The sequence below is a fragment of the Robertmurraya sp. DFI.2.37 genome, assembly GCF_029211245.1.
Classification (GTDB): domain Bacteria; phylum Bacillota; class Bacilli; order Bacillales; family Cytobacillaceae; genus Robertmurraya; species Robertmurraya methanolica_A.
In genome coordinates this window covers 1-21,281 of sequence record NZ_JARGEJ010000067.1, presented here as the reverse complement: position 1 = coordinate 21,281, position 21,281 = coordinate 1, and the positions used below count along the sequence as shown (strand labels likewise).

General features: G+C 46.3%; 29 protein-coding genes and 1 pseudogene. All 30 read right to left on the bottom strand.

Features of this window, described 5'->3' with window-relative positions; translation table 11 throughout:
- Positions 1-109: 109 nt before the first annotated feature.
- Entirely contained in the window at positions 110-1,225 is a 1,116-nt protein-coding gene (locus tag PZE06_RS22370) for a siphovirus ReqiPepy6 Gp37-like family protein (protein ID WP_275792054.1), read from the bottom strand.
- Between the two features lie 2 nt (positions 1,226-1,227).
- Positions 1,228-2,112 (bottom strand): phage tail family protein, encoded by an 885-nt coding sequence (locus PZE06_RS22365; RefSeq protein ID WP_151026294.1) that lies wholly within the window; start codon positions 2,110-2,112, stop codon positions 1,228-1,230.
- Positions 2,100-5,249 (bottom strand): phage tail tape measure protein, encoded by a 3,150-nt coding sequence (locus tag PZE06_RS22360; protein WP_151026293.1) that lies wholly within the window; start codon positions 5,247-5,249, stop codon positions 2,100-2,102. The genes PZE06_RS22365 and PZE06_RS22360 overlap by 13 nt, the downstream gene beginning before the upstream one ends.
- Positions 5,250-5,266: 17 nt before the next feature.
- Entirely contained in the window at positions 5,267-5,413 is a 147-nt protein-coding gene (locus tag PZE06_RS22355) for a hypothetical protein (RefSeq protein ID WP_225315223.1), read from the bottom strand.
- A 137-nt stretch (positions 5,414-5,550) separates the two neighbouring features.
- Positions 5,551-5,925 (bottom strand): tail assembly chaperone, encoded by a 375-nt coding sequence (locus PZE06_RS22350; RefSeq protein ID WP_150917799.1) that lies wholly within the window; start codon positions 5,923-5,925, stop codon positions 5,551-5,553.
- 66 nt (positions 5,926-5,991) lie between these two features.
- Positions 5,992-6,426, bottom strand: a complete 435-nt coding sequence (locus tag PZE06_RS22345; RefSeq protein ID WP_150917795.1) for a phage major tail protein, TP901-1 family — start codon at positions 6,424-6,426, stop codon at positions 5,992-5,994.
- 13 nt (positions 6,427-6,439) lie between these two features.
- Positions 6,440-6,760 carry a hypothetical protein gene (locus PZE06_RS22340; RefSeq protein ID WP_191963601.1) on the bottom strand — a complete coding sequence of 107 codons (321 nt, stop codon included), beginning with the start codon at positions 6,758-6,760 and terminating at the stop codon, positions 6,440-6,442.
- 104 nt (positions 6,761-6,864) lie between these two features.
- Positions 6,865-7,218 carry a hypothetical protein gene (locus PZE06_RS22335; RefSeq protein WP_150917789.1) on the bottom strand — a complete coding sequence of 118 codons (354 nt, stop codon included), beginning with the start codon at positions 7,216-7,218 and terminating at the stop codon, positions 6,865-6,867.
- Positions 7,215-7,613, bottom strand: a complete 399-nt coding sequence (locus PZE06_RS22330) for a hypothetical protein (protein ID WP_150917786.1) — start codon at positions 7,611-7,613, stop codon at positions 7,215-7,217. The genes PZE06_RS22335 and PZE06_RS22330 overlap by 4 nt, the downstream gene beginning before the upstream one ends.
- A 12-nt stretch (positions 7,614-7,625) precedes the next feature.
- The gene (locus PZE06_RS22325) at positions 7,626-8,435 is read right to left on the bottom strand and encodes a hypothetical protein (protein ID WP_275792053.1); all 810 of its coding nucleotides are present in this window, start codon (positions 8,433-8,435) and stop codon (positions 7,626-7,628) included.
- Entirely contained in the window at positions 8,432-8,773 is a 342-nt protein-coding gene (locus tag PZE06_RS22320) for a hypothetical protein (protein ID WP_275792052.1), read from the bottom strand. The genes PZE06_RS22325 and PZE06_RS22320 overlap by 4 nt, the downstream gene beginning before the upstream one ends.
- Positions 8,774-8,788: 15 nt before the next feature.
- Complete coding sequence (locus PZE06_RS22315; protein ID WP_275792051.1) at positions 8,789-9,091, bottom strand: hypothetical protein; 303 nt, start codon at positions 9,089-9,091, stop codon at positions 8,789-8,791.
- Positions 9,091-9,429 (bottom strand): hypothetical protein, encoded by a 339-nt coding sequence (locus PZE06_RS32135; RefSeq protein ID WP_151026216.1) that lies wholly within the window; start codon positions 9,427-9,429, stop codon positions 9,091-9,093. Before PZE06_RS32135 ends, PZE06_RS22315 begins: the two co-directional genes overlap by 1 nt.
- Positions 9,430-9,477: 48 nt before the next feature.
- Positions 9,478-10,605 carry an SU10 major capsid protein gene (locus tag PZE06_RS22305; protein ID WP_151026215.1) on the bottom strand — a complete coding sequence of 376 codons (1,128 nt, stop codon included), beginning with the start codon at positions 10,603-10,605 and terminating at the stop codon, positions 9,478-9,480.
- A gap of 62 nt (positions 10,606-10,667) precedes the next feature.
- The gene (locus PZE06_RS22300; RefSeq protein ID WP_225310813.1) at positions 10,668-11,357 is read right to left on the bottom strand and encodes a phage scaffolding protein; all 690 of its coding nucleotides are present in this window, start codon (positions 11,355-11,357) and stop codon (positions 10,668-10,670) included.
- An 85-nt stretch (positions 11,358-11,442) separates the two neighbouring features.
- Positions 11,443-11,571 carry a hypothetical protein gene (locus PZE06_RS22295; protein WP_263641582.1) on the bottom strand — a complete coding sequence of 43 codons (129 nt, stop codon included), beginning with the start codon at positions 11,569-11,571 and terminating at the stop codon, positions 11,443-11,445.
- Positions 11,571-13,091, bottom strand: a complete 1,521-nt coding sequence (locus PZE06_RS22290; protein WP_225310812.1) for a phage portal protein — start codon at positions 13,089-13,091, stop codon at positions 11,571-11,573. The genes PZE06_RS22295 and PZE06_RS22290 overlap by 1 nt, the downstream gene beginning before the upstream one ends.
- A 12-nt stretch (positions 13,092-13,103) precedes the next feature.
- A complete protein-coding gene (terL, locus tag PZE06_RS22285) occupies positions 13,104-14,798 on the bottom strand; it encodes a phage terminase large subunit (protein WP_225310811.1) in 1,695 nt (564 codons plus the stop codon).
- A 600-nt stretch (positions 14,799-15,398) separates the two neighbouring features.
- Positions 15,399-15,788 (bottom strand): phBC6A51 family helix-turn-helix protein, encoded by a 390-nt coding sequence (locus tag PZE06_RS22280; protein ID WP_151026213.1) that lies wholly within the window; start codon positions 15,786-15,788, stop codon positions 15,399-15,401.
- A gap of 11 nt (positions 15,789-15,799) precedes the next feature.
- Positions 15,800-16,111: a hypothetical protein gene (locus PZE06_RS22275; RefSeq protein ID WP_151026212.1), complete on the bottom strand. Its 312-nt coding sequence runs from the start codon at positions 16,109-16,111 to the stop codon at positions 15,800-15,802.
- Between the two features lie 236 nt (positions 16,112-16,347).
- Positions 16,348-16,788 (bottom strand): hypothetical protein, encoded by a 441-nt coding sequence (locus tag PZE06_RS22270; RefSeq protein ID WP_151026211.1) that lies wholly within the window; start codon positions 16,786-16,788, stop codon positions 16,348-16,350.
- Between the two features lie 44 nt (positions 16,789-16,832).
- A complete protein-coding gene (locus PZE06_RS22265) occupies positions 16,833-17,009 on the bottom strand; it encodes a hypothetical protein (RefSeq protein WP_191963588.1) in 177 nt (58 codons plus the stop codon).
- A 19-nt stretch (positions 17,010-17,028) separates the two neighbouring features.
- The gene (locus PZE06_RS22260; RefSeq protein WP_151026210.1) at positions 17,029-17,283 is read right to left on the bottom strand and encodes a hypothetical protein; all 255 of its coding nucleotides are present in this window, start codon (positions 17,281-17,283) and stop codon (positions 17,029-17,031) included.
- Complete coding sequence (locus tag PZE06_RS22255; RefSeq protein WP_191963587.1) at positions 17,276-17,473, bottom strand: hypothetical protein; 198 nt, start codon at positions 17,471-17,473, stop codon at positions 17,276-17,278. The genes PZE06_RS22260 and PZE06_RS22255 overlap by 8 nt, the downstream gene beginning before the upstream one ends.
- Before the next feature lie 77 nt (positions 17,474-17,550).
- Complete coding sequence (locus PZE06_RS22250) at positions 17,551-18,168, bottom strand: nucleotide excision repair endonuclease (RefSeq protein WP_191963586.1); 618 nt, start codon at positions 18,166-18,168, stop codon at positions 17,551-17,553.
- 167 nt (positions 18,169-18,335) lie between these two features.
- Complete coding sequence (locus tag PZE06_RS22245; protein WP_151026207.1) at positions 18,336-19,184, bottom strand: CRISPR-associated protein Csx16; 849 nt, start codon at positions 19,182-19,184, stop codon at positions 18,336-18,338.
- Between the two features lie 56 nt (positions 19,185-19,240).
- Entirely contained in the window at positions 19,241-19,777 is a 537-nt protein-coding gene (locus PZE06_RS29895) for a type I-C CRISPR-associated protein Cas8c/Csd1 (protein WP_151026206.1), read from the bottom strand.
- A 17-nt stretch (positions 19,778-19,794) separates the two neighbouring features.
- Entirely contained in the window at positions 19,795-20,205 is a 411-nt protein-coding gene (locus PZE06_RS22235) for a hypothetical protein (RefSeq protein WP_151026205.1), read from the bottom strand.
- A 119-nt stretch (positions 20,206-20,324) separates the two neighbouring features.
- A complete protein-coding gene (locus PZE06_RS22230) occupies positions 20,325-20,768 on the bottom strand; it encodes a hypothetical protein (protein ID WP_151026204.1) in 444 nt (147 codons plus the stop codon).
- 168 nt (positions 20,769-20,936) lie between these two features.
- Positions 20,937-21,281, bottom strand: a pseudogene (locus tag PZE06_RS22225) (peptide chain release factor family protein); the annotation flags it as partial.

Genomic DNA, 21,281 nt, shown 5'->3' with positions numbered 1-21,281 from the left:
CCGTTTTTGATAAACTTGTTAAAATATCGGGCGAAATCTTCGGCTTTGTATCTTCTGTCGCCGATACCGCCGACTTTAACACTATTAAAAAACGAACTTAATTCTGCCATTACCTCACCGCCTTTTTAATTTTATCGAGTAATGTTGGCGTTTCACTCCCGAAGTTAACGCGTACATCCATCAAGGTTTTTTCATAAGTTTCTCTGACCGCAGTAATTCGAGTATCAAGCGAAACTCCCCAGCGTCGGTTTTCTATCGTTACAATGTCGCCCAAATCGAAATCTTTTCGGTAAGCCAAATTTGACAGCACGCTTATATCCGATTGCATTGTAAATAACGGCTTCAATTCCGACAGTTCACGAAGTCCGTATTCTCGTAAGATTTCGTCGTACTCATCGTCGGGTATCTGCGTTCCATCTTCGCGTTCTTTCGAAACGGAACTGGCGTCGATATATATCTCGCGTCTTTCAAAGCCCGAAAGCGCGTCGTTGATTAAAACCGTTCTACGTGTCGCCTCGTCGCCTTCTCCTGCGACTATCGCCATGTTTTTAAAATCCTCGTCCGCATCAGCTAACGTTTGGTTATTGACATTCTCGAAATCTAGCGAAAAAATTGCGCGCGGGTTTTCGGACTGTCCGTAAGACAAGTCACGCCCACGATAAACGTCAAATAAATACTGCGTGTTAACGGGGTCAAACAACACTCGCCAACCAACATCGTATTTAACCGCCAACGCATTAAGCCAACTACTAACGCTAGGATTTTCGCTACTAAATTCGGTGGCATTGTCCGCAACCCCACTGTCAGGCGCTAACGCAAGCGACGGGATAATTCGGTTTTGATTGGTGGGGGCGATGCAGTTGTCGAGTACAAACGCCTTCATGACGTCCTCAATCGTGCCCGTATTTTCTTGCTCGCCCCATACCGTTCTGCGCGATAACAAATCGCCAAGAAAAGAGCCTTTAACCGTGACTCGTTCATGTTTAATTCCGTTTATACTTACGAAATTTATTACCGCTGCTTCTTGTGGATTGTCGTCTTTTACCACGATATTTCCGCGTTTTATTAACGAAAAAAGAGACGCAACATCTGCGTCACTCTTAGGTAAACTTAATTGCAATTCAAACGTGCCCGCTTTATAAAAATCTCGCGTCCATACAAGCGACTCATAATCGTCTACTAGTCCGAGCAAATTAAACGACAAATCATAAACGTATAAGTCCACGACTACACCCCCACATATTTCGAAGCATGGTAAATGTCGACTTCCAACCCGTTAATGTTTTCATCAGCGTCATATCGTAGTAGATTGTCGCCAATTTCGAGTTGTAAAAACGTGCTACCACGTGCGATAGAGTTAAAAATATTCGTAGTCACACCATTTAACGTAGACTCAATTCGTTTTTGCCCTCGATTTGTGTTAATCGTAATAATTTCGCCAGCCGTCATCGTGTAATTTAATTTAATCCACTCCTGCGTATTAACGTTAAATAAGGACGGATTAACAACCGTCCCTATCGCTCGAAATTTAATTATCATTCCTGTATCCACATGCCCGTCATTTTTTACGTTAACAATAAAAGTCTCCGTCCTAACCCCGAACTCGATGCCTGTGTCCTCCGGTATTTCGAGTTCAAACTCAAACAACGGTTCCCATAACGCAATCTCCGTTTTTGTAGCTTCCGGCTGGCGCCAATACGGGTCGGGTGCAATTAACGTTAAGGAAACTTTTTGAAAACGTTCGCCGCGATTTTGCGTACCGTCAGGAAATCTCGGGATAGATTCAGCAACTGCTTGAATTTCTCGAATAACCCCTCCGCCCTCATAACGTAGAGTGCCGAGTCCTAGCTTCGGATTCATCACCGCCGATAAACGTTGTCTTGCGGCCACAACCCTCGAATAGTCCAAAACGTGAATAAGCAATGTTATCTCGATTACTCTTTCGTCGAGCGTCGAATCAATGTACGTACTTCCATCTTGAAACGCTGATTTCTGCGAAATTGTTTCCGCACTTACATCGCCGAGTCCATCAACCGTAATGATTTCAAACGGCGGGGATGCGCCAAATGTGACGGACTCCCCGCGTGCGTTCGTAAAGATTAACCGCTCCATGTTAGCACCCCCATATCTTCCGCCATTCTTCGCATAATACGTTCTTGTTCCCTGCGTTCCTTTGCCGGCGACACATCTTCCGGTAACTGCTGATTGACCGTCATGTTGACAACGCTTGGTCGTTGGTTTTCGTTTTCTAGCGCATGAGTAAACGCAAATGCTCGAGTCGCTACGTTCGGCGTATCGTAAGACATGTCGATTGATGCTGAAACAGCTTCCGACACTTTTTCGCTCATTTTAATAAGTCCGTTGAGCGAGTCCGCCAACCCTAGTTCTAGTCCTTTTCCGATGTTCCGCCCTTGCCCTCGCGTTAATCGTGACGGCGAATGCATGTCGAAAAAGCCCGTGACTGCATTTGCAATACCGCTCGCGATTGACGTTACTTTGTCCCAAACTGCCGATGCCATCGAGCCAATTCCGTTAATTAACCCTTGTATGATGTTTTTTCCGATGTCGAACAAGTTTACGCTTTTAATCGTATCAACAATCGACGGAATAATTTCCGTTGTTATTGCGAGGACTAATGAGCCAACAACGCTAACGATACCTTTGATTAACTCCCACAGTATTTGCACGCCAGCCGCTAAAATTTTCGGTAGATTTTTAATCAACGTACCCGCAATCTGCACGATTAAATTAAGTGCCGTCGCAATTAACTGCGGTAAAATCCGAATGATACCGTCTATTAACGCCATTAAAATCTTGATACCGGAATCGATAATCTTCGGCAAGTTTGCGATGAGCGTACTCACGATTTGAAGTATCAGTTTAATCGCCGTTGCAATAAGCGTCGGCAATATCGATAAGATTCCGTCTATCAGCGCCATTAAAATCTTGACGCCCGAATCGATAATCTTCGGTAAACTGCTAATTAGCGTTGATACGATTTCAGCAATTAAATAAAGCGCCGCCATGATTAGCAACGGAATAGCTGTCGAAAGCCCCTCGACTAACGACGAAATCACTTGAACCCCCGAATCGACAATCATCGGTAAATTGCTTATTATCGCTTGAGTTAACGAGTCAATTACCGTTAATATTCCGGCAATCAACAACGGAATAGCCGATACGATGCCTTCGAGTAGAGTCGTTAAAAGTTCCACTCCTACCGTCAATATTTGCGGTAAAACGGTACCGATTACGCCGACTAAAGTTTCGATTATTTGCGTGGCAACACCGATAACAGTCGGCAGTGCCGCGAGTATTCCGTTAATCAAATTGAGGATTAAGTCGAGTCCAACTTGTACGATTACCGGAAAGCTAGTTTCGAAGAAATTGACGATGCCGTCTACCACTGCGTTAATGCCTTCGATAATTTGCGGAGTTCCCGCCTGCAAAGCGTCTGCGATTGCCGGCATGAAACGTGACAGCGAAATTAGGATTCCAGGAAGCCCTCCGATTAGTAATCCGACAATGGTCGGCCCCAACGTCTCAATGACCGGCACCAACGCTTTCGGGTCGCCGCTAAATACGCTCTTTACGTTATTAAGAAATTCGCTGGCAGTATCGATGAATTTACCGAAAATAATCGGAGCCACTGTCGCAACATACGACTGCAAGTCGTTAAACGTCGTCTTAATCACGCCAATCGCCGTTGATACGTGCCCGCCAACGACTGTCGCCAACGTTTTAAAATCGTCAAACTTTCGCACTGACCAGTCGACCGCTTCGCCGAACGCGTTTTTAATCGCAGCGCCTACCGCAATCGTAGCGGACACAATCCCCGCCCATGCCGCGTGTATGCCGTTGCGGAACCACTCAACCTCGTTATAGGCGATGACGAGCGCTGAGCCGAGCGTTATTATTAATCCAATAAGTCCTCCCCACAATACAATCGATTTAAGTAACGCCATAGATGACATTTTTAACAGTGCAGCAATCGCGCCAAACCCTTGAATTAGCGATGGAATATAACTCAAAGTTATCAACATCATTCCGCCAAATAGCATAAATACGCTACCCAACGCCAACCCAATCGAAATAAACGTTTTTGACGCGTCGCTTAATCCGTTAAACCAGTCGACCGCACTTTGGATAGCTGCGACGATTACTTTGAGCGCCGGCAGTAATGCGTTGCCTATCGCAATAGCCGCTCCTTCCAGTGCCGACTTTAAAATCGTAAGCTGACCCTTGAGGTTGTCGAGTTGCTTTGCGGCGATTTCCTGCGCAGTACCGCCGGCATTTTCGAGTTCCGCCGTAAATGCTTCGATGGTACCTTGACCGGCGTCCATTAACGCAAGCATTGCCGCCGACGCTTCCGTGCCGGAGATTTTCGCAACCGCTGCTAGTCGGTCAGCTTCCGTCATGCCTTTCGTTGCTTCCGTCATTTCACCGATGATTTGCGACAACGGCTTCATTTTGCCCGCCGAGTCTGATACGGATATGCCGAGTTCATCGAGCGCGTCGCGCGCCATTTTAGGCGGTTTCGCTAAACGGATTAACATCATACGTAAACTTGTGCCCGCTTGGTCGGCTTGTATTCCAGCATTTCCCAATATTCCCGCCGCAGCCGCCATCGACTCGAGCGATTGTCCAGCCGCTTTAGCGACCGGGGCTACATACTTCATCGTGTACCCCAACATACGTAAGTCCGTATTACTATTCGTAAATGTTTTCGTCATAACGTCGGCTACTCTCGTTGTTTCAGCCGCTTGTAAGCCAAATCCCGAAAGTATATTCGACACAATGTCGGCAGTCTCGCCTAGTTCCGTTTGTCCTGCCGCTGCTGTTGCGAGTAGTCCCGGCATCGCCGCCACAATTTGGTTGGACTTATAACCGGCCATCGCTAAAAATTGTTGCGCTTCTGCCGCCTGTGTCGCCGAAAAGGACGTTTTCCGCCCCATTTCTTCGGCATTTGCCGTCAGTTTCCGGAGTTCCTCCGCAGATGCACCGCTTAATGCTCCGACCCGACTCATTGCCGACTCGAAGTTTGCTGCGGTCTTAACCGCCATTCCTAAGCCCGCAACGCCAGCCGTACCGATTATCGTCATTGCTTTACCGACCGACCCGACCGCTTGAAACGCCCGCTCGTTTTGTTGCGCCAACTGGTTAATTTGCGACGTTGCATTTCGAATGCCTGCCGTTAACCCGCTAATGTCAGCGCCAATTTTAACGAGTAAATTTTGTACGGATGCCATGTTCGTCCTCCTTTCCGCTAGAATTTAAACTGCGAAAGCCATTCCTCCGCATGCTTCGCTTTTTCCGCCTGCTTGCGTATTTTATCCTCGGTCACACCGTCGGCTGGGCGTTTAAATAAGTCGCTTGCCTTCGGACGTTTTGCTCGATGCGCCGCTTCGTGCATAACAGCGATAACCGACGCTAACTCGTAATCGTCATAACGTCGTTCCTGTTGCGCGCGATTGAGTAGGACATGCTCGCGAGGCGTTAGCGCCCACATTTCCGGTGGCTTAAATCGGAGGTAACGCCAGCCGTCCGAGATTATTCGGTCGTAGTCAAAAGTTTGTCGAGTTGCTCGAACGCTTCCGGATTTTGCGCTTTCAGATTCGCCACTATCTTCCGGTAGAAAAAACTATCGAGCAGCACCTCGTTGACCGTTTTGTGAACCGTCTCATAGTCGAGTTTTTCGGCTTCGAACGCTTCTTCAAGCGCTAGTTCAACTTTTTCTTTCGCGAAGTTTTCCCCCGTGTGGAATAGTCCGGCATGCACAACGTTAGTAAACGTGTCTAAGTCGCCTTGCAATGCACGTCCGACAAGTGCGAGCGCTCCGCCTTCGTGCAGTCCGTCGAGATATTTAACCGCCTTATACGTCAGTTTTAATTCGTATTCTTTTCCGTCAATTTCAAATCGTGCCATCTATCGTCATCCTTTCGGTTTGTTTTCGGTAATTAAAAAGGCGAGCAAGTGCCCGCCGTGAGTTCGTTATTCCGCTCCGTCCGGAATTGTCGTTAAAGTTTCCTCGGTTGTAGTACCGTTCAGAGTTGCATTTAGTGAATACGTTGCAAATTCTGCATTACCAAACGATTTTTCGAACGAAGAAATCATATAATTCCCTTTCTCCGCTTTTTTCGTCCGTGTGTTTATCTCGTATATTTCAACGAATTGTTTATTGCGAATGGCTTGTTGGATATAATCCGGAAATGGGTCGCCCTCCGTGATGATACCTTCGAATGCTACTTCCTCTGTCACGTTTCCATAATCCGAGCCCGACTTATCTTTCGAAGATAAATCTATAGAATCTGCGGATAGATTTTTAGACCCTGTTGTTTGGTTAAATGGTCGTACTAATGTGTCTCCAACTTCGTTAGGAATGGTAACTGCGTATAAAATTTCCTCGCCGCGATATTCGATTCCCATACGTTAATCCCCCTTAAATTTTCGTTTTTGTGTAGCGTACTTCCACGTCAAAATAAACCCGATGATATTCCGACTTATCGCTCACATCGTCCGGTGTTATAGGTGTTTCACCCGTCACGACCGCATAAAAATAGCCGAGCGTTTCGCCCGGATTCAGTGCGTCTAATAGCGTTATCTTATCGTCCGTGAGGACGTCGCGAATTTCCTCTTGTATCAGCGACCGTTCGCGAATACTTGTCGCACTTAGACCGATTTGGTAGCGATAGACCGTTTCGACGGAGCGCTGTTTCGAAATGACCTCGTTCGTATTCGTCATTTGTTCGATGGTTATCAACGGTCGTTCCTGCGGAAGTTTGATGCCGTCGAAAAGCCAAACCGTCTTAACACCGGTCGACTGCTCGATGTGTGTACGCAACGAATGCGTTAAGCTAAACTGCATCAGCCTCGCCCCATTTCGCTCAGTCGTTCCGCGATTTTATCGCGATACGGAATCTCGTTTTTAGCGATGGTATTTCGGATAAACCCTTTTTTCGTGCGATGCTCGTATTCTTGACGAGTCGCATACGGTAAGTCCGACCCGTACGTCCAGTGCAACGGCGCTTCCTTTTGCACGCTCGCCGTAATCGAATTTTTTAACTTACCCGTGTCTCTAGGCGCACTCTCTGCGGATTCATTCGCCATTTTACGCGTGTAAGCTTCCGTGATGTGGTCGATGTCTTGAGCGATTGCGTTGGCATCCAGCGAACTAATAAGACTCGCCAATCCTTCGATTTTAACCGTAAAATTACTCACGATATTAACCTCCCCACGAATTCAACTCGATTGCGCTCGCCGATGCCTTTTTTGTCAGCCGCCATGATTTCGTAGTCGCGCCCGTCATATTTAACGCTTGTTATTTGCTCGATTAAGTCGTTTACAACGTCAATATCAACCGAAAACCAAATGTCGCCTTTTTCAACGAGTACGCCGTCGTTTAGCAGTCGCTCGAATGCCGATTGCGCCATCGAAGCAATTTCGGTGACTACGGATTCGGTGTGTATTTCGACTGTTTCAGCGCCAATCGGCTCGTCAGTTATCGGGTCGAGTGCGCCAGCAACTTCGTAATATAAAACGATAGGATGCTGACGTTCTGCGACGATTTCTTTGCGAGTGTTGCGCATAAATTCGATGTCTTGCGGTGTTAGCACGTAGCCACCTCCTTATAAATATCTATCGTAAAGTTCGTACGTTAGGAAACTTGTGCAGTTCACATGCGGATTGTAGATTTCGGTGTCAGTCGGCTTAAAGACGCCTTCGCCCATTCCGTATCGGTCCTCCAACGATAATATTGTACAACGATGCGATGGCACGTTCGCCGCCCCACGGTGCAACCTAATGCCCTTCACCACGTCGCTTCGGTCGGCATTCATCGAAATGGCAGCACGGTAAGCCGTATTGCCTTCCGTCACTACTAACCTCCGAATCTTCCACGTCTCGTTTTCGTAGACTTTTCGTATGCTCGCTATCATCGTGCTGACGGATTCGCCACGGATGATGTCTGCGCGCAATACCTTCGATAGTTCGTCGCGCATGTCTCCGCCAAACCGCCAAACACGGTCGCTCAATACGAGTCCGTCATCGCCAAGCCGTTTCGTTGCGTACTCAAATACGTCGCGGTTGATTCGTTCGATAGTCGCTTCTGATAACGCACCCGACCGAATCGCCGCCACAATTGCCGCGTTAGCACCCGTCGAGCCAAATTCCGCCGACTCCTTTACGATGGCGTCGAGCGACGTTGTGCCGTACTCGCGCACTAACGTTTCCATTTCGTCTAGTTCCCGCAGCAGCCGCGCCAGTCGTTGGCGCTTGATAGTGCCGTCTTTTGCCGAGTAATCCGCAAGCATGTCGGCAATGTCGCCGCGTATCCGTCCGATTTCTCGAATCGCAAATTCCTGCTGCTTTTTGTTAAGTTTACGGTAACCCTTCGCCAATTTTTCGAAGGACTCGTTCAGTTTCGCTTGATTATTCATCGACAATCCGCCCGTCCTACATGCGTCTGGCTTGCGCCTCGTCCCCGCCTATATTTGCGATATTGTTTGCGTGCTTGCTCCGCCAGTTTCATGTAGTTGTCGAACACCATCGACTTGTCGACCGATTCCTCGCCGTCCGTGTATTTAAAGTAATTCGCCGCGTTTGTTGCGATAAACTCATACGCAATGGTTAGCGCAAGATAAAATACCGCATCGGCGTTTTCTGCTTCGGTTAAATCCGCTTCGTGTTCCGCCTCGGACACCCACGCTTCAATGTCGGCATCCGTAACGCCCGAAACATTTTGCAACCGATTCTTTAAGCGCTCCGCTACCGACATCGAGCGTCACCTCCGTTATTTTTCGAGTTTGGCTTCCGCCTTGATTGCGGCGTCCTTACCCTTGATTTTTTCGCCGTTCGAAAGCAGATAATAACCGCCGCCGACGTGTTCCGGTTCAAATTCGGAAGGAGCGTCCGCAACTTCGTCAACTGCCTTCGCCACTGCATCCAACCGCTTTATGAACGGTTCGTGCTTGCTCAATATTCCGATTAACTTTGCGTCATTTGTTACGAGGACGCCTTCGCTATTAAATCGAGCGTAGACGCCATTTTGGTGATATTCATAATTTGGTATTGCTTTAAAAGTAGCCGTAACCATTAGTTCATCAACCCCGCCGCTTTTAATTTCGCTAATAATGCGTTGAAGTCGGCTACTAACCCCTCGACATCAGACGCCGTACTATTCGCTTGCGTTGCCGCCTTTGATGCTGTTAGTTTTCCGTCTAGTGTCGTTTGTAAATTAGTCACATCAGCGATGGCATGCGTATGTTGAGACGGTGGAAACGTCGAAGGCTTCCCGGATATATCGCCCCACGAAACACTAGTCGGCACACTTTCACCCTCTTGCAATCCTTTTAGTAAATCGCCTAGCTTCAAATCGTTAGCGACCGGACTAGACGTGTTGATTCGTAGCACATCCCTTTCAGATAGTGGCATCGTTCACACTCCTTTTAATAGTTTAGGGAGACGCTAGGTCTCCGCTAATTAGGAAATAGATTTCGAGATATTCGATAAGATTGCCACCGACTCTTTTGCGTTCTTAATTTCAAATCCAAGTTCCGCACGAATTACACGGCTGAAATAGTCTCCGCCTGGTAAAGTAGCGTCTTGGTCATAAGTGGACGTTAAATAACGAGTTTTAATGTTGTTGATGTCTAATAGTAATGCACGGTCTTTCGGCATGTTTAAGTCAACAACTACGTTTGAAATCGCTCCGCCTGGTAGGTCTGACACGAATGATAGGATTTGATAACCCGTTGCAGTCTCTTGGCGAGTCGTACGGATAGTGTCACCGCCTAATTTCGTGATTTGACGGGCTACGTTAGGTGAACATACGATTGTGTTTACCATTCCACCTCGTTTAAACGTTTCTTCAACTGCGTCATTTAGTGCTTTTGCCGAAATTTCGTCTCCGTTCATGTCGACATTTTTAGAGCCTTGTTCGTTAGCAAATGCAAAGATACCGCCAGTTGAACGAGGTTGTTGGTCAGAACCGATATACTTACGTCCGTAGATTAGAGCGTTGTTCATTTCACGCACCATTTCTTGTAAACGTAAATTAACTTGGTAATCCAACTCGTCCTCTACGCCATAAGTGCGTACTTGTTGTTGCGTACGAGATACAGCAGCATAACGGCTGAAAATTTGCGAATAGTTAAACTGTACTAAACGGTCGTTAACTTCGTTCTTACGGAACGTGTCCTCACCTTCAGGACGTGGACGAGAAATAATTTTCAATTCTGCGCCGGCTTCGATTGCTTCCGGGGTCGTTGCGTCGAACCCACGGACAACCGTAATTTTGTTGTCTACTTCGTTAACCGCCGTGACTTGCATTACTTCTAGTCCGTTTTGTACTAACGCATTAACAGCAAATTTGCGAGCGTCGCCAGTATCTAGTGTAATTTCCGTTGCTGATGCGTCGGCTGCCGTTTCTACAACAGCAATATCGCTGTTTAAGTAGTCGTTCATCCAATCAAACTTTGTTTGTGTTAGTGCGTCACCAGTTCCCGCGAGTCCTAGTAAAATTGGAGCGTTCGTTAAGATTACATCCACGTTCGCCTGCATTTGTCTAATTTGGTCTTTAAAATCATACGTCATTGCTACGTTTGACATAGTTTAGTTCCTCCTAAAATAATTTTTTATTAATTAAAAAAGCCGCCTTTTTGGCGACATAATTAATTCTTTTTCGATTTAATTGCTAAAATTTCGTTATAAAGTTGCGTCACTTTGCCCATTAACCGAGGATTTCGTGCCGCCTGTTTCTTCATTTCTTCAAGTTCTTTCTCTTTCGTTGCTAATTCGCTTATACTCGTATTTTTTGACGGGTTACTGCCGCCAACTGCATCAGCACCTATCGGTTGCTTAAACATCCACGGCTTAGCCTCCTTTAACGCCTTGACCGCTTCCTCAACGCCCTTTACGTTACCATCATCGTCAATCTCTACAATCGACTTATCCAATAACGCAAGCACGTCGTTCGGGTCATTCGCATTTAACGCACGGGCGACGCTTCGTATTTCGGTGTTTACAATGCGTTGATTTGCCGTCTCTTGCGCTTTCTTCGCTTGCTCCGCTGCCTCTTCCGCTTTTTTCGCCGCTTCTTCTTTTTCGGCTTTTAAGCGTTGGGCTTCGGTCATCTCCGCTTTTCTGCGTTCCTCATCGGCTTTTTCTAATGCTTCTAGTCGTTTTAACTTCTCGTCAAGTTCCGCTTGCTTCTTTCGCTCACGTTCGACTCTTTTAGCGATGATTTCGTTTAACTCTTCTTGCGTAAAAGTCTTTTCCGATTTAGTTTCCGGTTTCTCAACCGTAGTATTTTCTGTATCGATTACCTCGTCAACTTTTTCGTTTTTAATTTCTTCGCTCATTTCGTACCTCCAACCGTTTAAAGCCCGTATGGCTATCGTTTATCAACCGCACAGTTTAGAGACATAGGCGTATTGGTCGTAAATCTTACGAATAAGACGGCGCCGTATTATTTTGCGGACACTGGATTTCGATGGCGTCTTTCGAGCCATCGGCGCTTTGATACAGCGTTTGTTCTAGCCGCCCGATGTCCGGATTACTATTCACTTTCGCCACTATTCTTCGCCTCCTTCGTTATAAGGGTCGGTTCTTCTGCGTAATAAATCGCGTTCTTGCAATATTTCCATCAGCTTCGCTTCTGCGTTTTCTTTTCCGCTTCGGGTAATTGCGCCTTTTACCGACTCGGTATTCATCGCAACCTCTGCGCTTAACTGTTCAATTAACGCCGCTCGGTCTTGTGGCGTTGGTAAGTTAAATATGATTTTGCTGTCGTAAAATCCGTCTAACTCGTCGACCCATTTACGGTCGTAAATAAAACGCGGATGGTCTTTGCGCGCTTTCATATATCGCAATATATATTCGTTTAGCAACCGTAAGCGCGACTGCCAAACGACCCAAGCACGTTGTGTTTTCGAGATAATTGCGCTATAGAGCAACTGCAACGCCACGTCGTTGATTCCGCCCGTTTTCATGTCGGCTGTATTCACGATAGGCACTTCGCTGATTTCGTGCAGCGCTTCGTACATTCGGTCGAGGTATCCTTCGATAGCCTCGCGAAACTTAAAGCCGCCTTCTAGCTTCTTCGCTTCGGGCTTTCCGCCGTCTTTATCGCTGTCGCCGAGATTCCATTTCGCTGACGGGCTTATTTTCAACGGGTTTTTCGGGTCCTCGTCAACGTCGGTTAGTATCGTAATCGCAAACATTTCGAAGCGTAGGGCGTCCGAGTAGTCGCTTAATTTGCGGTCAATTTCGTCGGCTAATTGCGTCATTTTTCCGAGTTCCGATTCGCCTTGAATAGCGCCGGTAAGCTTGTCGACAGGCACTTCCACGACCGGAATAAAGTCGAGCCCCATCGACTGGCGCGGCACTCGTTCTTCGACGATATTAAATCCGCTGTCGTACACCGCCTCAAACAATTCGCAGTCATATTCGCCCCTATCTTCGTGCCATACGAGGTAATAAGACAAGCGCCATAGCCGTTCTTGTTCGGGGTCAAGAAATGCGATGAAATGAACCTCTTGCAATTCGTCAACGTCCCATTCGTTATGCACCGCAATAACTTCCGTGGACGGATGCCAAAAAACGCGTATCTTCCCGCGTCGAGTATCGTAATGCAAGCGTGCGTAAACGCCTGTCGTCGAGATAGCGCGGTCTTTTGCCGCCGCGAGTAACTTTTCGTGCATGTGATTGTCGTCCCATACCCACGTCAGTAGGCGTTCCTTAATTTTAGCGCGACTGTTTTCCGCTTGTTGTTCATCGCTCGGCACGTAGTTTTTGAACGTCATTTTTACGGGGTCGTCGAGTATGTCCGGTGGCACAGTTACCTTCGGCTCTTTTTCGAATTGCCACGCCGCAATCGTGTCGACTAGCTTGCGCGGGTAGTTAATCGACAACTCCGTTGGCTCGTAGTCGATTTCCTTCGGCTTTTCGTACGTTGTCCATACGTTGGTTGCGCCGTAGTATCGGTCGTACAGTTTCGCTTCTTCGACGAGTCGCTCCCATTCGAGTTCGCCGAGTGCGTCGCGCATCGGGTTTTCGATTAAAATTTCGCTGATTAAATTCGGGTCTGCAAACACGTTAACACCTCCTTAATATCGGTAAGAGCCAGCATAGCCAGCTTTGCGTTTTGATGATTTAACGACGGTTGTGACCGCCATATTTAAACTATCGGGGCCGTCGTCATTCGCTCCTTGCCCATAGCGTTCAAACTGCTCGAGCAATAAAGCGTGTTTTCTGCTGAACATAATCATTCCGTTCTCGATGTCAGGCTTCATCGCTTCGATTCTAAGCGACTTTTTAGTACGGTTCTTGATTTCCTTTAATCGCGTAGATGCAGGGTAGCCTTCCGCAGCAAAGCGCTTTGCTAATTGCCCTGCAATAAATTCCTGCGCAGCATTTGCGTCCGCTGCGATGACGTCCGGCTGCCAGTATTTCACCTTTTCGACTATGATTTCGAAATAATCGTCGAGTGGCAGCTTTTGAATAAACGAATCTATTACGTAAATAACGTCCGTTTCTTTATTCTTCGCCACAACGGAAAGTGCCGAGTAATCCCCTCGCTCCTTGCCGAATGCAAAGTCGATTCCCATCGAAAGCGAGTATTCGTCCGATGTAAAATCGTATTTTTTGCCGCTTTCATCCCAATACGTAAAGGTGTCTGGGTTGAAAATCATCGATTCTTCGTCAACTGGGTTATTCATGTACTCGGTATTAAACGCTTTTGAACCGTTGTCCCACTTCCACGTCATTAATTTCCACAACGGCTGTACTTCCGGCCATAGGACACGACTTCCGCGTAACATTTCGTCTTTGTTAGCTTCGTAAAACTTAATCGCATCATCTAGCCGGTTCGGGTTTTCCCGCTCAACATAAATAAGCCGGCATTGCTCCCAAAGGTCGGAGCGTTCCGGCTGTTCAATAATGGCACGATATACTTTCGAAGTAAAATCCGACCGATTGTGCAGCACTTGCATGAGCAACGCGTCATGATGAACGGTCGTTCCCATATACACGAATGCGGTTCGTTTTCCTTTCGGGTCGCCAAGCGCCATAACTGTTTGCGCGAACCAATCGCGAAGTGCTTGCCGTTGTTCGGGCGTACTAGCGTTTCCACCTGGTCTTGCGTCCTCTAAATCGTCGAGAATAATTAAGTCCGGACGCGATCCATTCCAGTTACGTCCACGTAGCGCTTGCCCTGTCGATGCCGCCTCAACGAGCGCAATTTGTTTGCGATAATCCCCGTCGGCATGCCATGCGATAAACCCTTCGCTATTGTCTTGAATGTTCGCTTGGTCTTTAGGCGATAGCAACGGACCGAAGTCGTCCCGTAACTTACGATTAAACTTCAACTGATTGCGTATCCATTCCATATTTGCCTTCGATACTTTCGGCGTTTCCGAAATGATAATAACGTATTTGCGCAGTCGATAAACGACTTCATGCACCGGAAATGCTTTCGATAAATATGTCGACTTTGCGTGCGAACGTGGCGCCGCGACCGCTACCTTAGCGTTGAGTTCTTTCGTCGAAACTACGTTAATAATATCTGCTATTTCACGGTGAAAGTCGGGCGCTTCGCTTACGTCAGCAATGTCGAAGCCTTCCCAGTTACCGTCATTGTCCGGATTGCGTGTGTCCGAAAAGTATTCGAGCGCAAATTCGAGCAAATTGCCTTCGCACCGCTGAATCCGTTCCAGTCGCTCGAGTTCGACACATCGTTCGTAATAAGTCGATTGAACGTCGCTGGGCATTGCGTCAAAATCGCCGTAAGTAGTTTCGAGCATGTCGAGATATTCCGTATATGTGTCGATTAGTTCCTGGCGCGCCTGCTTGTCGAGCCATTTTCCGTCAACCCATGCGATAGTTAACGCCCTCCTTTCCGACCAGTAAGGTCAAAGTGAAATTTTGATATGCGGATTTAAAAACCGCTTGGGCAGGGGTTTCCCGTTTTAGGAGACCCCGCCCCCTTCTGCCGCCTGTACATGCCCGCATGATTATTCGTTCTTATACAGACGCCGGTTGCATAACGGTGTATACGTTATTCATTTACAGTTAACATAATACTTCCTATCGGAACCTGACCCGTTATGCAAACGTTGATATGACGCGGTTTGTAACTACCGCTCAACTTACGTTTATGCACGATTTTATACATCGTTGATATAACGGCATCCACTACGTCATACAGTCCGATATTTCCCGCAATTACTGCATATACTTCGGAATATGAAACGTCATTTCCGTGCATAAAATTCGCTTTAGTCCGATGAAGCTTGCGCAAAATGTTCGAAGGGTCGCGCGCAGACTCGCGTCGGCTGGTAAATCGACCAACACGTCAACTCGCGTAAATTCTGCGCTACCAATTCCTACTACTATATGGACGTTTATTCACCGTCCTTACGTCGCTGCCTCATTCGCTCAATTTCCGCTTTCATTTGACTAACGTCCGTAGCCTGTCCGCCTTTTGCTTCGACTTCAACTTTATCCGTAAGCATGCCGTGCGCTTGCAGTAGCGTACGGAACATTGCGGCATTACCATCGTTGATGATGTGGTCGGGTATTGACGCCATTACGTCCGGCAATCTATCGAGCGTATTCCGCATGATTTGGCGTTTTAATTCGTCGTTAAAAGCGTCATCCTTACGCCATTCGTACAGCGTTTGCCGACTTACGCCAACTCGTTCCGCAACTTCATCGTACTTGAGTCCGCCCCGATTCGGCTGGGCTAAAATCGCAATGGCTGCGTATTGTTTTTCGTTTAATAACTTCGCCATGATTCGTCCTCCTACATTCCGTTAAATTTATCCGGCATTCCATCGCCGCTAGCCACCGTTAAAAATTCGATTTCATGCGTAACGAAATAGCCTTGCTCGCAATTAATCGTAAGCCTGTTAACGCCCTTCACTTCTTTGCCGTCGATATACAATGCGAAATGTAGCCCGTCATCACTGACGAGTTGTAGTTTCGGTGCTTTGTCCGTCATAATTATCGCTCCTTTCCACGCAAAATAACCCGGTACGATTTCCGCACAAGGTCGTAATTTCGCCCAATTCCTACGAACGGGAATCGGCGCTTCTTTCGTTAAAAGTAAAATCACCGTAGAGTGATTGACCCTCGTTTGTTATCTTTTGTACTAAAGTACTTTTCGCGATAAAGGTATTAAGTAATAAAAGCGCAGCGACATATATGAGCGATAGCGAATATTGGCGCAATCTTTTGTTTGTTATTATTAAGTTCGTTATTATTACGTTTGTTATTATTACCGTCACTGTACGGTGATTTAGGTCAATCACTATAGAGTGACTTAGGTAAATCACTGTAGAGTGATTAACGTTATCTAGCGTGCTTTTGCGCCCATTTCGCCATGCCTTCGTGCACTTCTTCGTCAGTTAAAGCGCTGTAATATTGCGGATAATATAACTTATCGCGTTTGTTGCCGGCATAGTCGAAAGCCGTTCGCAACAGTCCGCAAGCCTCCAACGCGTCTGCCAACTTCGCCACTCTATTACGTCCTATTCGCGTTTCATTAGCGATTCGCTCAACGCTCATAAATGCGCTCATATAACGGTCATTGTCCGGCTGTCCGTTTACATTCGCGACTAGGTACGAATACAACAACGCCATGTCGGCGTTTCCCCTGTCGTATTCCATCGCGATAGGAATAAGCCTGCGCCATAAATCATGCGGAATCATTCCGTTTTTGCCTGCTGCGAGCGCGTGTTCCTTGCGCTGTGCGGCTTCGTTTGCATATTGCGTAAATTTTCCCGTTTTCATTTCGTATTACCTCCACGTATAAGAATTGAATTTAAACTCGAACGTTAGACCGGCTTATTTAAGGCCCATTCGCTCAACAATCGGTGCAGTTCGTCGCTGCGTTTATATTGCCAAAACTTGCGCATTGTCTTTTCGTTCAAGCCCGCGCAGATGTAACGCTGGCCATGTTCGCTAAGAAACGCATGAAGTTTAATCGAATAGCAGTAGTAAAATTCGTTCACGTAAAATCCCTCCGTTAAATTAAACTTTTTCGTACGTTTTTTCGAATATGTCCGGCTTGCATGGGTAACGTTCGCCTTGTACGCCGGTGATGATGTAATCGCCAGGCGAAATAAACATACGCCCTTCTAGCGTATCGATGTACGGCTTTTTAACGCGACGTAATCCTCGAACGTTCGGCGCAATCTGTTCGTAAGTGAAATCCACGCCATCTTCTAGTCCTACACGATATACTTCCGCTTCGACTACGACCGGTTTCTTGCGCCATTTACTCACCGGCATTCCCTCCGTTAAACAACCGCAGTAAGTCAAGCCGACCCGCCTTCACGGTTGCTCCCTCCAACTCCCGCAATGCCTTCGTGGTTTCCCGTGCTTCTCGCTGCAACGCCTTTAAGCCGGTGAGCGCGTCGGAAATGTCTACGTCGATTTTCACTGATATTGCTTCGCGCGCGTTTTGTGCCGCCATGTTCATCGTCTCCTTTTCGATTATATTTGCGGTTATTTTCCGCAATAAAAAAGCCCGCCGATTAGTGCGAGCCGTGATTATTTCCGCATACTTAAATAAGCGTTTCTTCTTCTTTCCTTTTCCCTTTTAACTATCATCTCATAAGTGATGTTTTCCATAGGTTTAGCTCCGCGTCGTTTCAATCTAGACGCCTTCGCTTCCAATTCTACTATTTCCTTTTCTAACTCTTCTATCTTTCTTTGAGAAAATAGTAATTCTCCTAAATCATCTTCATCTACTAATGATTCTTTCAACTCTAGTATTTCAAACTTTAAATCGTCAATTCGACAATCTACTTCTACCAACTCTTCTTCTGCCATTTTTATAAAATCGCCGTAAGTCGCTTTGTCTATGTTTAGAAGAGGTTTCAGTTCATTAATCAAATAAGTTTCATAAATATCCGCCATTGCGTAATCCTCTATTTTATATATTTTACACAGACGGCTTAGTTCTTTTATTTTTGGTTTTTCCGATTTCCCGTTGATGTGCGATATAACCCTGCCATATAAATCTTTGGACTTCCCTATATAAACAGGGTTTTCAAACTTATCGAAAAATACATAAACTCCGGTAACTTTCTTCAACTCGCTCGTGTAATTCTTAACTTCACCTACATTAAAACTGATTTCCTTTTCCACATTAACTGTTATATTCACGTAATCCCTCCACCGAATTGTTCGGAAGGCTGAGCGGAGCATACCCGTCTCATGCGTTAACCTTACGATAAGGTTCCAAAAACCTTACATAGACAAGGCGGACAATTCAGCGGAAAGTAAGCCGAAAACGCGCAAAAACCCCGCTCAATGAGCGAGGCTATATTCGGTTATTCTTCCGTAATGTCGAAATATTCAAGGAAACTATCTGACGCGAAGTATTCATCATTTGTTATTTCGGCGTAGGTGTCGGGGTCGTGCCCATCACTACCACTGTATTCCGCGTAAAGTTTTAGCTTGTCGCGTTTATTGCCTCGGAGTATTACGCTTTTAAGGGTTGTGCCGTGATAAATCACAAGTCTGCCTAAATCGTCATTACCTTGAATTTGAACCGACTGAACTTTATCGCCGTCAGTAAACTCGACGATAACTTCTGCGCCGGAAGCTATGTGAGTAAACACGTAATCTTTGGATATCTGTTTTATAGCAATCGGACTATGCCATAAAATTCGCTGTGATAATTCAGCGCCATACAAGTCGCTGTCTTTGCTATAGTCGAAATCTTTGATACTAATCGCCGAGTAAGCGCCACATTCTGCCACTAAATGCGGGGGAAGCGTACCAATTACGTGCTTATCCTTAATGTCATCGTTGGTTACCGAATCAAACACAGGGAGCCAATCAATGCCCATCGAATCTTTGATGTAATCAACAGTACCGCGGTGTCTTGATACGATTATTTTATCCATACAAGCCGTTGCATGCTCGTCTACAGGATACACAATATATTGTTTAACCGATAAATCTGCATCAAGGATATCTTGAGTTGTTTCAAATTTGCTGTTTCGAGGTATGACAGGAGCATAATACTTCTCAATGCCCTGTTCCAGTAAAGCGTTTGGCGACAACGTTGATAATACCACCTTATTTTCTCCCTTTGAATGTTCTCCCAGTCCTGCAAATGCGGGAAATCCACTGGCAACTACTTTAAAATCGTTTAATAATTGGTTTAGTTTCATTTTGCTTATCTCCTTTCATATCCCGCCGCTTTCGCCCGACGGGTGGCGTTATTTTTTTACTTTTGTTTACGTTTATACTCGGCTAATTCGTGATTTTGACGATAGTAACCGAGCAAATAAGTACCTCCGAGCGGACTGTCGTTAAAGTCCTCCGTACTTAACTCGGACAGTAATTCGTCGAATAACGCGAGAATGCGATTCTCTTCTTCGCCGAACTTGTGCGAATAGTCCATCACTTCCTTATGCAAGCGTTCAAACGTAGACGCCGGTTTAGCCGGAAACTTTTTGAACGATTTTTCGTCAATGGACGGCTTGCCTTTTTCGAATAGTCGCTCCCCTAACACGTTTAACACTCCGAGCATTCTTCCGAATAGTAAATCCCTGCTTTCGCCAGTCATTGCGCCTTCCTCCTTTAATTTCGTATAATAATCGTACAATTTAAGAGCGTTCCCCAGCGGCATATTGTCGATATTAGATTCGCCGCGTGCAAACTTATTTAGTGATACTTGGCTGACACCGGTTGCTTTACTAATTTGATAGTTGGTTACGCTAGGGTCAGCGAGTAGTTTTTCGATTGCTTGTCGTATATCCACGTTTGTTCACCTAAATCCTATAGCCATTTTTTGTCGATGTGGTTTTTAATAATCTGCGATTCGTTGCCTAGTTTAATTTCGATGTCCCCGCAATGGATTGCAACGCTGTACATGCGAGCTTTCTTGCCAGTTTTATTGTTAGTTCCAGTTTTAAAAGCATTAATCGGGTTTTTCTTAGTGTATTGTTTGCCTGTTTTAATGCTTTTTTCTTCTGTTAAAAAAGATACCTCCAAACCATCAACGTCATTTACGATAAAATGCATTACACCGTTTTTCTTTCCTAATAATTCATAACCGATTTCCATTCCGTTTTTCACGATTGCCCACGCCATGCGAAGTGCTTCTGCAAAGTATTCTTTAACATTACCTCCAAACTTTCTTACTCCTTCCCTAGCGATTTCCCAAGCTTTCTTCATGACGTTTTTCATCGTTACTTCCTCCTTTTGTTTTTTATTTTAAGTATCCCTCGTTGTTAATTTAATTATACTACACTTAAATATAGTATGCAACACTTATTTTAATTAAATTTAAAAAAAAATAAGCGCCATCACTGGCGCCCTACATACGAAACTATCACCGGCTGCACCTTCGTAAACTCCCGGTAAGCCTTTTTCCGCTCGATATTTCTCGATTTTGCTTTATTTACGACCGTATTCTCGTAATTCGACCGTTTCCTACGCGTCGGCTTTCCGTTGCCTTGTGGCGGTCCTGTTATCGATTCGTTCTTCTCGATTTCTTCGCGTTGCCTGCCGCTGTGAATCGGATACTCCGTGTTTTTCGTTTTCCACGGCGTGGCATCCGTTAGTTCTTCGTAAAGGCATAACGACGCCAGCCGGTCGAGTTGTTCACGCTCCGGTCGCTTGCCCGTTGCCGCGACGTATTCATCCGTCAGCGCTTCGATTGCTTCAAATCGTGCGTCGCGCGGTAAGTTGCCCGCTTTGGTTTGCGCGTATAGTTCGTCGATGCGCTCGTTAAATTCTGCGTTAGTCATTCGATGATTCCTCCGTCCATTTAGTTCCGTTGAATACTTCCGTTTTGATATTCGAAGGTTTTAGCGCTTCGTCGACTGATTTTTCTATGTCCGCCTTGCCTACTAAAATTTCGGCTGTTTTCCGTCGATGCCAACGCTTAAATGTTTCACTTTCAATACAACGCCGAAATGCTCGTTCTTTATTGACGTGTTGTGACCGTTCCTCGCGCGATTCTCCAACCGCGCCACTTTCGATATGCGTAACACGAACGCCGGATGACGTTTTGTTTTGCTTCTGACCGCCTTTACCGCCGGCTCTAAACGTATCTATTCGGAAATCTTTTCGCGTAATCGAAAACAATAATTCTCGCGCCATTATACCGCCTCCCCTAGCGAATACCCTTCGTCCATTCTCGCCCATGCCTCGTACACTCGCGCCACCTTCGCAAGCGCCACCGTTACCAACCGATTGACCGTCTGTTTGCTCACGCGCAACTTGTGCGCCACGTCCACTTGCGCCATGTCGTCGAAAAA